Genomic DNA, 13936 nt, shown 5'->3' with positions numbered 1-13936 from the left:
AACTAAATCTGTAAAACGATGGTCTCACACTGCCTTTTCACTCCCTTTCTAAGCTAATTATAATATTTATAGCAGAATCAATCCCCATCAAAACAAATAATCTGTAGAAAGAAACTGAGAAGTACGGCCATTGACAATGGACCTTGTAATTTTAAAATTCTCTTCTGAATTCTTGGCAGCAACAACGGTCCGTATCGAAAAACTCCTCAAGGCGTCGGTTACTGACAAGGTACCTTCAGCAGAATCTTTTCTTCCACCAAAAGGAAATGTGTCAGGTCCCCTGCGGCATTGTGTATTTAAATTCACCCGACAAACCTGATTGACCAATGCGTCAATCAATTTCCCTAAAGTCAACGAATCCTTTCCAAAGAGACTCGCCTGCTGGCCAAAAGGCGAGCGGGCAAGATATTCAATCACTTCATTGGGATCATCAAAAGGAGAAATAGGAACGACGGGACCGAATTGCTCCTCCGTCCAGACTCGCATTGTCTCTTGAACAGGATAAAGAACGGCCGGATGAAAATAGGTTCGATCCATGTCTCCTCCATATTTGTTTCTAATTTTAGCTCCTTTCTGAATAGCATCATCAACGTATTGAGACATTTTTTCCACCGCAGCCTTTTCAGGCAGAGGGGTCAACGCAACTCCATCCTCAAAGGGCATTCCCCCTTTTAATGCATCCAATGATTCACAAAATTTTTCTATAAATTCGTCTGCAATTGAACGGTGAACAAATAGAAGTTTAAGAGCTGTACATCGCTGCCCGTTAAAGGTCAAGGCCCCTTGAAGGCATTCTTTGACAGACATTTCTAAATCTGCATCCTTAAGAACGATACCGACATTTTTCGCGCCAAGACCCAGGACAGAACGCAAGCGATTGGGTCGAGGATGCCTTTGATTCAACAGATTGGCCACTTTGGCCGAACCGATAAAAGCCAGCAAATCGATTTGACCACTTTCAATGATCGGCGTTACCACTGTGGAACCTTCGCCCGAAATAATATTAATAACGCCGGGTGGAAAGGAGTCAGCAAAGGCTTCCAAAAGCGGCATATTGCAGAGCATGCCAAGTCTAGGTAATTTCACAATGACAGGGTTTCCCATCATCAACGCTGGAATTAAAGTCGCGAATGTTTCATTCAAAGGATAATTATAAGGCCCCATGCAAAGGGCCACTCCATAAGGGGATCTTCGAATTTGAGCAAAAAAGCCGCTGCTTCTCACAAAACCAGATGACTGCCGGTCTAAATCCTTTAATGCTTCTATCGTCGCCCAAGCATAATCTATGGTTCGATCAACTTCTGCCAAAGAATCAGCCCATGGTTTTGCAATTTCCCAGCAAAGGAGTTGTGCAATATCCATTCTTTTTTCTTTCATCTTTTCTAAAAATTTTTCCGTACAATGGATGCGCTTTGCAACCGTAGCAGTTGGCCATTCACCATGGCCATTATCATAAGCTTTCACAGCTGCCGTTAAAGCTTCTTTGGCTACATCACAGTTCAACAAACTACAGCGACCCAGTAATCTTTGCTGAAAATTGCCTTCTCTTTTTTCAAATACTGGAGAAAAAATTTCAAACAAGTCGCCTTTCCATTCCCGAATTTCCCCTCCAACAAGATATTTTGATCCTTCCCTATAAAAGACTGGATCCCGCTGGGGAGTAGCCTTCACCCAATTCAATTCTTTCATGAAATCCCCTTTCTAAAATCGAAATTTCTCACAAATTCTTCCTGATCGGTTGTTTCAATGGCCCTTTTCGAACGTACGCGTCTAGTCTCATCAAGGGCTTCATCGGTTGAAAGACCACAACTTTTCAGAAAACAAGCGGCTACCAGTCCTGATCGTCCAAGGCCACCCACGCAATGAATAACAACATTCTTTCCCATTTTTAAATGGTTTTTAATCCACGCAATGGCTTCCTTCATTTCTCTAGCACTACAAATACGTTGATCGACGATCGGAAAATGTTTCAAGGAAATCCCATTTGCTGTATAATTACTTAAAAGATCACCAACGCCATACTGTTGAAGCTCGAGAAGGGTCACTAGACATAAAATAGCGCCTACCTGCTCATTTTTTATGGTCGCAAGATCATCCTCCAAAAATCGTCCATAATCTCGCCGTCCTGGGAGAATCGTGATTCCTAATCTACCCGCCCAGTAGCCGGGGTTCATCCAATCAATGCGAAGAGGACCTGAGCGTTTGAGTTGATCAGAAATAAGTTTGGCGCAAATCGAACCTGTATAAAGCGCCCATCTCTTTTGCCAGAGATTGGATTCATCAAAGGAGAGGGTATGCATGGCATAACGAAGCTGGCCCACCCAAAGCTGCAAAGGAGAGCGGTCCGCATGAATAAGACTTGGATAAAAGGATCGCAGTATCTGAATTGTTTCCCACGCTCTTTTAAACTGAGGACTTCGTATCTGGCCAATATCAAACTCGGGTAGTGGTGCTGCCAAATCTTCTACCTTGAGCAACTGATCAGTGAGTGTAAGCGCTTCCTTGAATTCCTGTTCATTTCTCACAGGGGTAAAAATATAAAGAACATCGTTTTCAATCTTGATCAGATCTTTCAAAACATGCCCACGATGGGTATGAAAAAAATCGATTAACCAAACATTTTCATGATCATCAACAATGATATTGGCCCCGTTCAAATCCCCGTGAACATACGCCATATAGGTAGACCCTTCGCAAAGTGGAAGACACAAGGGAATCTCTTTTTCATAAAAAAGGCAAATATTCGCAATTTTAGATCCATGGAAAAAATCAATCACCTCACCCTTGACTTCAAAACCGAGCACGGCCTCTACACGCTTTCTGATGCGGGAGCCCAGGTCTGGGAGATTATATTCGTAATATTTCAAAAGATTCACTTTCTCACGCGTTGCAGCCTGATAAAACCGTCCCAGTTGTTCCGAAAAAACAAATTTAAGAATTCGCTTGGTTTTCTCAAGAGAAAGACCTGCACAATACATCTTTTGAAACGTCGTCGAGAATCCTCCACCCATGGAGGCATAACGATATTTGATCGCCCCACGCTCATTATAATCAGCAAAATCAGCAACGTGTGGGGCATTGTTACCGAGAACTGTTTCAATTTTCTCAAAAGAAGCACGCTCTCTTCCAATCATCTGCTGGGAACCAATCTTGATCACATGAGATGCTTGTTTATGACCGTATAAATCTTCACTCTGAGTTCCCAAAACAATGTTTCCAGAAAATCCGCCGTCCAAGTACTTAAATTGAACTGTTTTGCAATCCCGAAAAAGATATTTGAGAAGAGCCTGATCTGTCTGAGACAAGGCCATACTAGCATCATCTAGCATAAGAATGGGATGATCGGAGATATGAGAAATAGGAAGAGAAATTTGATCTTCTTTTCCACCAAGAAATTTTATAAACTCGCCGATGGAAGCATGAACAATCACTCCCAGCAATCGATGAAGCTGTTCAAGCGCCAAAAAATGATGGCTACGTGAAGAACTGGCCGTCAGGGCTGAACAAACAGCAATTTCAAAGTTTGGATACCGTGTCCTCAACTCATAAGCAAGATAAGTAATTTTAGCTTCTGTCCAGACACCCATCAGGCCTACGCGGGTGGGCCTTTCACGATAGGGATTCAATAGTTTTTCCAAGTCGGTTCCCTGAAAATCATTCAGGGTCAAAGAACTGACAATGGAAACGTTCTTTGACTCTGGAGGTGACAATGGAAAAACAAAAGCTGCTCCTTGCGAATTTTTAAGGCAGTGGTTCCCAAATTGTTTTAAATGGGAGATCTGATCTGGATCATCTGGATCGTGCCAGTCTCGAATGTGAATGACTTTTAATTCCCCATTGCTGTGACAATGTGCCCAGTCCATCACTCGATGAACAGGACCCTCTTCGATTTTTTCTCCCAAAAGTCTCTTTGCCTCTTCATGACCGACATGGAGAAGATTGGGAAGAGAATCAAAACGCCCAATAGGTTTAACAAAATCACATTGAAGACATTGGGTCATCAAGATTGAGCAATGACGATCGACTGTTTCAGTCATGCCAAAAACTCCAACGGGTGGGTTAAAAATTTTACTCCAACATTGCTAAGTCGAACACAAAGTTTAAGATTCACGGGTGTTTGCAGGGTTCAACTCTGCCACTCTTTCAAATTGAAAGGCCCCATTTTCCAAAGTAATTTTTACAGGCTCACCTTGCTTGAGCTTGCCTTCAACAATAAGATTCGCAATAGGTTCGATGATCAAACTTTGAATCGTCCTTCTGAGATGCCGAGCCCCGTATTGAGGTTCATATCCAGATACAGCCAAGTGCTGTATGACTTCGTCAGTCGCATAAAATTTGACGGGAAACTTCTTAAGCATCAATGATGCAATTTTGGCCAGAGCGGCCAAATCAAGGGGGCGAAAGACAACCGCTTCATCTATTCGATTCAAGAACTCAGGCCGAAAAATATTCTTGAGCCTCTTTTGAATCTCAAGACAAATATCATCGAAATCTGCCCCATGAACATCGCCGTCATCAGATGAAAATCCCAAGGGAATTTTCTTAACATGATCGAAAAACAGTTCCGAGCCAATATTTGAGGTCATGATGATAATGGTGTTTGAGAAATCGACCGTTGTTCCTTGCCCGTCCGTAAGGCGACCCGCGTCGAACAATTGGAGAAAGACATCCCAACAACCTGGATGAGCCTTTTCAAATTCATCCAATAAAATAATTGACATCGGGTTCTTCTTCGCCCACTCGGTTAACACACCGCCTTTGTCATAGCCGACATAACCTGGAGACGCTCCAATGAGCCTCGTCACATCTGAAGGATTTACAAATTCTGACATGTCAATGCGGATCAGCCTATCTTGTCTGCCATATAAAACCTCACTTAAACAAAGAGCAAACTCTGTTTTTCCAACGCCACTGGGTCCCAAAAAATAGAAAATTCCATCGGGACGGTTGTTGCATCCAAAACCAGCTCTTACAGCCCGGATGGCTTGGGCAACAGCTTTAACTGCCTTGTCCTGACCGATGATTCGTTTAACCATGTCTCCTTCGAAATCGCGCAGTAGTTTTAAGTCACTCACCGATAGCTGTCCCAATGGAAGGCCTGTTAGATCTGAAATTGCCTCAACGACAATGGCCTCGTTTAAGACAAGTTCCGGTTTTAAATTAGAAAACGAATCAGACGCTAGTCCCTTAGAAGATCGGTTCTTCATTTTCAGGCGAGCCATGGACTCATCTAAGAGATATATCGCCTTTGCAGGAAAAATACTATTTTGTACATATTTATGGGATAAATAAATGCACGACTTGAGCACTTCTTCCGATATAGAAACGTCATACATGCGCTCTCTTTCTTGCATTGTCTCTTTCAACGCGTGAAAAGTATCTTCAGGAGAAAGCTCAGGCAGCTGAATGAAATCGAGCATTGAACCCCATTTTTGATTAAAAAATGAAATATTCTGGTTATAGTATTGAGAGCTCATCCCCCCAATGAAAACGAGTTTGCTTTTGCCAACCAAACCATAAAATCGATCTCCAAAGATTCTTACACCTCTAGGAAAATTGAATAAATCAAACATCAAATGTTCTGCATAATCAATAACAAGAAGTAAGTCCTTATCTTGGGCCAACTCCTCCAACAGCCCATCTATAAATTTGTTAATGGTATCCTCAAATTTATGTTCGTTCACGGCTTGGGTCACATCTAAATACATAGGTTTAAACCTATCCAACTCCTTTATTCCGGTCCCTTTCACAATTGAACGAGCTACAGCACCCAACACAGCTTTTACACCGATTCCTTTAGGTCCCACCAACACAATATTTGGACGCGATAAACGTAAAAGAGAACGTTGAACTTTTTCAACAATGTCGTCTCGACCCACAATCGGACCTTTAACCAATTCAGTTGAATTTTCGTTTATCGCAACAAGTATTCTGCTTTTCTGAGCATTAACAACAAAGCTCATATCCTCACCCCTTTTCTTTCATAAAACCCCTGATAGACTTTCCATCGAAAGATTGTTCCAAAGACAGCGGTTTTCACAATAATTTTGTAAAGATCCATCATCACCGTGCAATGGTAATAGTGACTTGAGATTTACTCCTAAAAACTGTTTACAAAAATTGTCTGGTCTCGATCCGCTCCTACTGAGACAATTTTAACCTTGGCTTCAAGAAGCTCTGCAATTCTTTCAATATATTGACGCGTTTTTAAAGGTAAATCTTGATAATGCTTGATATGACTGATGGACTCCTTCCATCCGGGCATCTCCTCATAGGTGGGTTCACAACCTCGAAGAACCGTAATATCATGAGGAAAGGTGCGGTAACTCTTTCCCTGATACCTATATCCTGTACAAATTTTTAATTCTTCCATTCCATCCAAAACATCCAGTTTGGTGATGGCCAAAGAATCGACCCCATTAATTAAAACAGAATATTTTGCAAGAGCTGCGTCAAACCAGCCGCATCGTCGGGGCCGGCCCGTGGTTGCCCCAAACTCTTTTCCCTGGGTACGAATCTGGTCCTGCATCTCTCCTGAAAATTCTGTTGGAAAGGGACCTTCACCTACACGAGTTGTATAGGCCTTAAGAACTCCCATGATGGAATCAAGCGCTTTTGGACTGATTCCGCTTCCCACACAAGCCCCTGCTGAAACAGGATGGGAACTGGTGACATAAGGATAGGTTCCAAAATCGACATCAAGAAGTGTTCCTTGAGCGCCCTCAAAAAGGAGCGATTTTCTTTCTTTAACGGCCTGATGTAAAAGTTCAATGACATCACAGGAAAATTTTTTTAACTGCCTTCCATACTGGACATACTGTTCAAAAATTTGGTCAAAATCAACTTTAGGGGCATGAAAAACTTTTTCGAAAATCTCATTTTCAAAATTGATATTCTCTTTCAACTTGCGGTAAAAGCGATCTTTATCATAAAGATCTACCAAACGAATCCCTGATCGAGCTGCTTTGTCTGCATAGGCAGGCCCAATCCCTTTTTTCGTCGTCCCAATTGGGTCCTTTCCTCGCCTCTTTTCCCTGAGCACATCCAATTCCTGATGATAGGGAAAAATCAAATGAACCCCTTCACTGATAAAAAGACGCTTCTCATCAACATGAACACCTTTAGAAGCAAGATATTTAATCTCTTCCAGCAAGGCTGCGGGATTAACAACAACCCCATGACCAATGACACACCGAACCTCTGGATGCAAAATTCCAGAGGGAATAAGATGTAAAATAAATTGGGTTCCATTGACTTCAACCGTATGGCCCGCATTGTTTCCTCCCTGATAGCGAACCACGTAGTCAGACTTCTGGGCCAAAAGATCAATGATCTTCCCTTTTCCCTCATCTCCAAATTGTGCGCCGATTAAAACTGTGTTCACATATACTCCGCATAAGTCCACGGTCGACAGTCAACGGTCGACAGTTTAAGGAATCATTTATTTCAGTGGATTGTAGACTATGGACTATTTAGCTGCTTTATTAAAGCACCACCATTTTCACGTCCAACACGTGAATCACCTTGGCTAATTCCTTGAGAACATTTTCTGGAATGGAGCTATCAACGTTCATGACTGTGACGGCCTGTCCTCCCACAATGTTTCTCCCCACCGTCATTCCTGCAATGTTAATATGATTTCTACCTAGAATGGAAGAAACGCCAGCCACAAGCCCAGGCTTGTCTTCATTGGACAACACCAAAAGATAACCCAAAGGGACGGCATCGACATGATAACCATTCATTCGAACGACTCGAGATTCTTTACGAGTTCCAAAAAGGGTTCCTTCAATAGAATAAACCTTCCCGTCGGTTCGAGCCTCAACCGCAATCAAATCCGCAAAATCTTGAGCAATCGTGCTCTTGGATTCTGTCACTTCAATGCCACGCCCCCTTGCCAAAAGAGGGGCATTGACAAAATTGACTGATTCTTGAAGGGCATGCCCCAAGATTCCCTTTAAAACACTCAAAGAGATCGGTTTAACATCCAGCTCACTCACAGTCCCTGTATAGCGAACAGAGATCTCACGGATCGAGCCTGTGATGAGCTGAGCCAAAAGAAGTCCAAGCTTCTCTCCCAAATAAAGATAGGGTCCTAACTGCTTCATCACCTCAGAGTCCATGGCTGGAGCGTTGACCGCATTGATCATCACCCCTTTTTTTAAGGCTTGAATCACCTGATGGGCGACCTCGACCGCAACACTCACTTGTGCCTCTTCGGTCGCAGCTCCAAGGTGAGGAGTTGCGATCACCCTATCCAGCTTCAACAGAGGGTGATCCTTAGGCGGCTCATTTTCAAAAACATCCAGGGCAGCCCCAGCAACTTTTCCTGATTGAATAAATTGACATAAGGCCCCCTCATCCACCACGCCTCCCCTGGCACAATTAATAATTCGAACGCCTTTTTTCATCTTTTCGAATGCGGCCGTACTCACCAATTTTTCGGTTTCTCGGGTCAAAGGGGTATGAACCGTAATGTAATCAGACCTTTCATAAATCGCATCTAAACCCGTAGCTTCAATATCATGCTTACTCATTTTTTCTGGAGAGATAAAAGGATCATAAGCAATGACCTTCATGTTAAAGGCCATCGCCCGCTTAGCAACTTCAAAGCCAATGCGACCGAGTCCTACAATCCCTAAAGTTTTCCCACAAAGCTCAACTCCTGTAAATTTTTTGCGCTCCCATTCCCCTTTTTTAACAGAGGCATTGGCTTGGGGAATATTTCTCGAGAGTGCCATGATCATGGAAAAAGTATGTTCGGCGGTAGAGATCGTATTTCCGCCAGGGGTATTCATGACGACAATCCCTCGCTTAGTCGCCTCTTCTACGTCCACGTTGTCAACACCAACCCCAGCCCTTGCAATCACCTTAAGTTTTTTTGAGGCCTGAATGAGCTTTGCAGTCACTTGAGTTTGACTGCGAACAATCATCGCGTCATAATCTGAAATAATCTGACAAAGAGCTTCTTCGGATAAACCGGTCTTCACATCAACCTGAAAGTCCGTCTCTTTTTTTAAAATCTCCAGCCCCTGCGATGCCAACGGATCAGAAACCAAAATTTTCATAAAAATCCCCTCTTTAGTTACGGATCCCCTATCGCCAATCTCCTGTTTCCGGCTACTGGTGACCGGTGACTATTTTTTGTAATTACGATGTTTGAAAAACTCCCTGTGCGGCTTGAACCGCTCGACCTTTTTCGGACGAATAACCCAACTCTCTCAGGGCATTTTCTACAGCGGATAAAGCAATTAAAACATCAAAGGAATTACAATATCCTAAGTGCGCAATCCGGAAAATTTTCCCCTTCAAAGAACCCTGCCCTCCAGCAACCGTCACGCCATAATTTTCACGAAGCTTTTTATTGAGGGCTGCCCCTTCCATTCCTTGAGGAACTTTGACCGCTGTGACCGCATTGGAAGCACATTGAGGAGCATAGAGCTCAAGACCCAAAGCACGAACGCCTTCACGCGTTGCTTCAGCCAATTTGGCATGGCGTTCAATCACACGATTCATCCCTTCACTCTCGATCATTTTCAGGGTTTCACGCAAGGCCATCAAAAGTGAAATCGGAGGAGTAAAAGGATTTTCCGATGCCTCTAAGGCCTTTCGAGCCGCTTGAAAGCTAAAATAAAAAACCTTCCGTGCACTCACTTCAACGACTTTCCAAGCCTTCTGACTTAAAGCCGTAAAGGCTAAACCCGGAGGAACCATCAAACCCTTTTGAGAGGCGCCAATGGCAATATCGACATTCCATTCATCCGTTCTTAAATCATCGGCTGCAAGTCCACTGATCGCATCGACGACCAAAATAGCGGGTGTCTTTGCAACAATGGCTCCCAAGGCTTGAATGTCATGAACCACCCCTGTCGAGGTTTCACACAAGGTAGAATAAACGGCCTTGATCTTGCTTCCTTGCTCTTTTAATTTTTCTTCAACGACTCCAGGCTGAACAGCTGTTCCCCATTTGACAGGAATCTCAATCGCTTCAATCCCATAAGCCTTACAGATATCCAGAAAACGTTCGCCAAACTTTCCTCCATTAATCACTAAGGCCCGATCACCCGGTGAAAGAACATTGGTGACAGAAGCCTCCATCGCTCCCGTTCCACTTGAACCAAAAGTCAGAACGGAATTTTTCGTTTGGAAAATCACTTTCAGAGATTCTGAAACCTCTTTAAAAATCTCTCGAAATTGTGCTGTCCTGTGATGCATGATGGGTCGAGCCATCACCTCTAGAGCCTCCGGTGGAACCGGGGTGGGTCCAGGCGCAAAAAGATACTGTTTTTTCATAATCACTCACCTCTCTTAATTTATTTCTGGAAGGTTTTTTATGGGAGTCAGGCAATCCGTTTTTTTAAATCGTTATCTATTTCTATATTTGTCTTAAGTGTGAGGGAAGGCAACCCTTTATTTAAGATAACATCCTCTGTAACCAAACACTCCACGACATCCTCCCGTGAAGGAATTTCAAACATTATGTCCATCATCATGTCTTCTAAAATGGCCCGAAGCGCACGAGCTCCTGTTCCCTTTTGAATCGCAACCTTCGCCAAAGCTTTCAAAGCATCATCAGAAAATTTAAGACTCACACCCTCCATCCTAAATAATTTTTGATATTGTTTAACGAGGGCATTTTTAGGCTCTGTTAAAATCCGAACCAATTCATGTTCTGTCAAACCTCCCAAAACTCCAACCACAGGAAGCCTTCCAATAAATTCAGGAATCATACCATATTTAATCAAATCCTCCGGCTCTACCAAGGATAGAACCTCCTGGCGATACCGATCCTGAGAAGCCTTCACCTCAGCCCCAAAACCAATCACCTTATTTCCAAGCCGGCGGAGAATCACCTTATCTAAATCAATGAAGGCCCCCCCGCAAATAAATAAAATATGACTGGTATTGAGTTGAATATATTCCTGATGGGGATGTTTTCTTCCTCCTTGAGGAGGAACATTGGCAACCGTCCCTTCCAAAATTTTTAAAAGGGCCTGCTGTACTCCCTCTCCCGAAACGTCACGGGTAATCGAAACATTATCTGTAGTCCTACGAATTTTATCAATTTCATCAATATAAACAATTCCCACCTCAGCACGACTCACATCAAAATTTGCCGTCATTAATAATTTGAGTAAAATATTTTCGACATCTTCACCCACATAACCAGCCTCAGTCAAAGTGGTCGCATCGGCCATACAAAAAGGGACATCCAAAATTCTAGCAAGCGTCCGGGCCATTAAAGTTTTTCCACTCCCCGTCGGCCCAATTAAAAGAATATTGCTTTTCTCCAATTCCACATCATCCGCTTCAACACTGCCGTGATTGATTCTCTTATAATGATTATGGACTGCAACGGACAAGGCTTTTTTGGCCCGATCTTGACCAATAATATATTCGTCTAGTTTTTTCTTAATAAAACCCGGCTTAGGAACTTTAAGAACATCTCTTTGCTGCTTCTTTTTAGCAAAAGAGGCATCGCGACCTAGAATATCTTCACAGCGTTTAACGCATTCATCACAAATGTAAACGCCAGGCCCCATGATTAATTTACGGACTTCCTCTTGCCCCTTTCCGCAAAAAGAGCATTCCGAAAGATCCCCGCCCGGACTTTTTTTCATATCCATTGGATTCCTTTAAAGCTTTGAATTTTATTGTTAGATCCAACCCTCGCGCTCAGAGCCTGTCTTGAGCCCCTCGAAGGGTTGGGTATTATTTTTTTGTGTGACATTACTTACTTTGTCATACATGCAATCTCGTAGGTTTCTCTATCTCTTTTTATTTTAAAGTTAACAAGTTCGTCATCTATTTCACCCATCGATATTCAAATCAATAAATCAATGAACGTCCCCCATCGTCTTGCCATCGGAGCTGGCTCGGACAACTTTATCCACCAGTCCATAATTCTGTGCTTCCTCAGCCGACATAAAAAAATCGCGATCGGCATCCTGAACAATTTTTTCCATCGATTGCCCCGTATGATGAACCAAAATTTTGTTTAAGTCTTCCTTTAGTCTTAAAATTTCTTTCGCTTGAATATGAATATCACTGGCCGAACCTTGCGCTCCTCCCCAGGGCTGGTGAATCATAATTCTTGCATGAGGAAGCGCAAAACGCTTTCCCTTGGTCCCTGCCGCTAAAAGAAGAGCCCCCATACTCGAGGCCTGCCCAATACAATAGGTCGTGACCGGACACTTTACAAATTGTATCGTATCATAGATCGCGAGGCCCGCCGTAACAGATCCTCCAGGAGAATTAATATAAATATTAATATCCTTCTCAGGATCTTCGGTTTGGAGAAAAAGCATTTGGGCAACCACCAAATTGGAAACATTATCATCAATCGCTGTACCCAAAAAAACAATACGATCCTTTAATAACCGGGAATAAATATCATACGCACGTTCAACCCGACCCGATTGCTCTACTACCATTGGAATCAACATCTTCGCTTCTCCTTTGTCATCGCTATTTACCCCTTTAGAAAAAGTTCTACTTCCCATTGACTGTTTTTATTATAGCATTTTCAAGAATGAAATCTATCACCTTATCCTGAGTGATTCTGGACCTTAAAACCTCTAAGCGATTCTCCTTTTCAAAGCTCGCTCGGACCTCCTCAGGAGATTTTCCCACATTTTGTGATATACGTAGAACTTCATTTGTTAATTCTTGATCCTCTACTTTCAAAGTCTCTTTCTCGGCAATATGATGAAGAAGGTAGGAAACCCGCACTCGCCGAAGAGCCTCTTTATGCAGATTTTCATCAAGCTTAGGATCCTCCAAGTTTTTTCGAGAAACGAGCCCCTGGCGAACTTGTCCCAATAATTCTGAATAAAGATTCTCGACCTCTTGACGTGTTTGAGAAGAAGGAACATCAAAAGTGACTCGATCGGATAATATCCGAACCGCTTGATTGCGAAGGGCCTGCTCTCCTGTTTTTGTCTTATAAACCTCAATTTCAGACTTTACTTTAAGCCTTAAGCCCTCGAGATCTGCCACCTGAAATTCCTTAAAAAAATCTTCGTCAAGCTGAGGAAGAATTTTTTCTTTCACTTCATTCAGCGTCACTTGAAAAGTCAACTTAGGCCCTTCTAACATGACTTTGCGTGTCTCGCCCACTTGCATCCCCACCAATTGATCACTCAATTCGTTCTTCCCTTTTTCAGTGATTGCGATTAAAGCATTTTTATGATCTTCTTTCTTACCTTTAGGATCGACTGTTGAATAATCGACCACGGCATAATCGTCATGAGCCAATATTTTATCGGGAACAGGTTTAAAAAGGGCTCGATGTTCCTTTAATTCTTCAATCATTTTATCCATTTCTTCTTCACTCACTGTGATGGCAGGTTTTTCGAGCTCTAACTTCTTGTATTCGGGCAGATCCACTTTAGGCAAGATATCCACTACCGCTTCAAAAGTAAGCCCCTTTTCTAAATCATATTTAATTTGATCTACAACCGGATCACTGATCGCCTGAATTTTTTCAGAGTGCAAGGCATCGCGGCAAATTTTGGGAAGCAAAAACTTTAAAACCTCTGACTTAATCTCACTCGAGAAACGAGATTCAACCATCTTGAGCGGGGCCTTCCCCTGTCGAAAACCAGGAACGCGAGACTGCTTCTGAAAATCGTGAAGGACTTTCTGATGAGCTTCCTTCAAATCATGGCTCGGTAGAGCAATCTTTAATGCCTTCTGACAAGGCTTTTTATCTTCAACTTGAATGTTCACAGTAACTCCTTACAAAACAGTTCAAAGTTCAAAGTTTAAAGCTCAAAGAAAAACCCGACTTGCTAATCCTGTCGAGTAGACATATATTTCAATGCCCCTCACGGAACCGTACGTGCGGATTTTCCGCATACGGCTCTTCAGTAAGCCTCACTCAATTTTGACGGTATATAAAAGCGATGGACGATCCGTGGCTTCGGTAAGGGGA

At 42.8% G+C, this 13936-nt stretch carries 9 protein-coding genes; all 9 read right to left on the bottom strand.

Features of this window, described 5'->3' with window-relative positions; genetic code table 11:
* Window positions 1-87: 87 nt before the first annotated feature.
* The 9 genes from HYS07_03715 to tig all read right to left on the bottom strand — a co-directional run bounded on the left by HYS07_03715 (window position 88) and on the right by tig (window position 13731).
* Window positions 88-1689 (bottom strand): NADP-dependent glyceraldehyde-3-phosphate dehydrogenase, encoded by a 1602-nt coding sequence (locus HYS07_03715; GenBank protein MBI1870283.1) that lies wholly within the window; start codon window positions 1687-1689, stop codon window positions 88-90.
* Window positions 1686-4037 carry an isochorismatase family protein gene (locus tag HYS07_03710; protein ID MBI1870282.1) on the bottom strand — a complete coding sequence of 784 codons (2352 nt, stop codon included), beginning with the start codon at window positions 4035-4037 and terminating at the stop codon, window positions 1686-1688. The genes HYS07_03715 and HYS07_03710 overlap by 4 nt, the downstream gene beginning before the upstream one ends.
* A 63-nt stretch (window positions 4038-4100) precedes the next feature.
* Window positions 4101-5963, bottom strand: a complete 1863-nt coding sequence (locus HYS07_03705) for an ATP-dependent Clp protease ATP-binding subunit (GenBank protein ID MBI1870281.1) — start codon at window positions 5961-5963, stop codon at window positions 4101-4103.
* Between the two features lie 137 nt (window positions 5964-6100).
* Window positions 6101-7384 carry an adenylosuccinate synthase gene (locus HYS07_03700; GenBank protein ID MBI1870280.1) on the bottom strand — a complete coding sequence of 428 codons (1284 nt, stop codon included), beginning with the start codon at window positions 7382-7384 and terminating at the stop codon, window positions 6101-6103.
* A gap of 100 nt (window positions 7385-7484) precedes the next feature.
* Window positions 7485-9068 (bottom strand): phosphoglycerate dehydrogenase, encoded by a 1584-nt coding sequence (locus tag HYS07_03695; protein MBI1870279.1) that lies wholly within the window; start codon window positions 9066-9068, stop codon window positions 7485-7487.
* Between the two features lie 82 nt (window positions 9069-9150).
* Window positions 9151-10293 (bottom strand): alanine--glyoxylate aminotransferase family protein, encoded by a 1143-nt coding sequence (locus tag HYS07_03690; GenBank protein MBI1870278.1) that lies wholly within the window; start codon window positions 10291-10293, stop codon window positions 9151-9153.
* Between the two features lie 47 nt (window positions 10294-10340).
* On the bottom strand, window positions 10341-11621 hold the full coding sequence (gene clpX / locus HYS07_03685; protein MBI1870277.1) for an ATP-dependent Clp protease ATP-binding subunit ClpX: 1281 nt from the start codon (window positions 11619-11621) through the stop codon (window positions 10341-10343).
* A gap of 216 nt (window positions 11622-11837) precedes the next feature.
* Entirely contained in the window at window positions 11838-12503 is a 666-nt protein-coding gene (clpP, locus tag HYS07_03680; GenBank protein MBI1870276.1) for an ATP-dependent Clp endopeptidase proteolytic subunit ClpP, read from the bottom strand.
* Window positions 12493-13731 (bottom strand): trigger factor, encoded by a 1239-nt coding sequence (gene tig, locus HYS07_03675; protein MBI1870275.1) that lies wholly within the window; start codon window positions 13729-13731, stop codon window positions 12493-12495. Before tig ends, clpP begins: the two co-directional genes overlap by 11 nt.
* Window positions 13732-13936: the final 205 nt, after the last annotated feature.

The organism is Chlamydiota bacterium (assembly GCA_016178055.1).
In the GTDB taxonomy this organism is placed as follows: Bacteria; Auribacterota; JACPWU01; order JACPWU01; family JACPWU01; genus JACOUC01.
Note: the sequence above shows the minus strand (reverse complement) of the source record. Positions and strands in the feature narration are given on the sequence as shown.

Bases quoted from the DNA above. Each gene is read 5' to 3' on its own strand.
- HYS07_03705 (MBI1870281.1), bottom strand. From the start codon at position 5,963: ATGAGCTTTGTTGTTAATGCTCAGAAAAGCAGAATACTTGTTGCGATA.
- HYS07_03710 (MBI1870282.1), bottom strand. From the start codon at position 4,037: ATGACTGAAACAGTCGATCGTCATTGCTCAATCTTGATGACCCAATGT.
- HYS07_03690 (MBI1870278.1), bottom strand. From the start codon at position 10,293: ATGAAAAAACAGTATCTTTTTGCGCCTGGACCCACCCCGGTTCCACCG.
- clpX (MBI1870277.1), bottom strand. From the start codon at position 11,621: ATGAAAAAAAGTCCGGGCGGGGATCTTTCGGAATGCTCTTTTTGCGGA.
- HYS07_03695 (MBI1870279.1), bottom strand. From the start codon at position 9,068: ATGAAAATTTTGGTTTCTGATCCGTTGGCATCGCAGGGGCTGGAGATT.
- clpP (MBI1870276.1), bottom strand. From the start codon at position 12,503: ATGGGAAGTAGAACTTTTTCTAAAGGGGTAAATAGCGATGACAAAGGA.
- HYS07_03715 (MBI1870283.1), bottom strand. From the start codon at position 1,689: ATGAAAGAATTGAATTGGGTGAAGGCTACTCCCCAGCGGGATCCAGTC.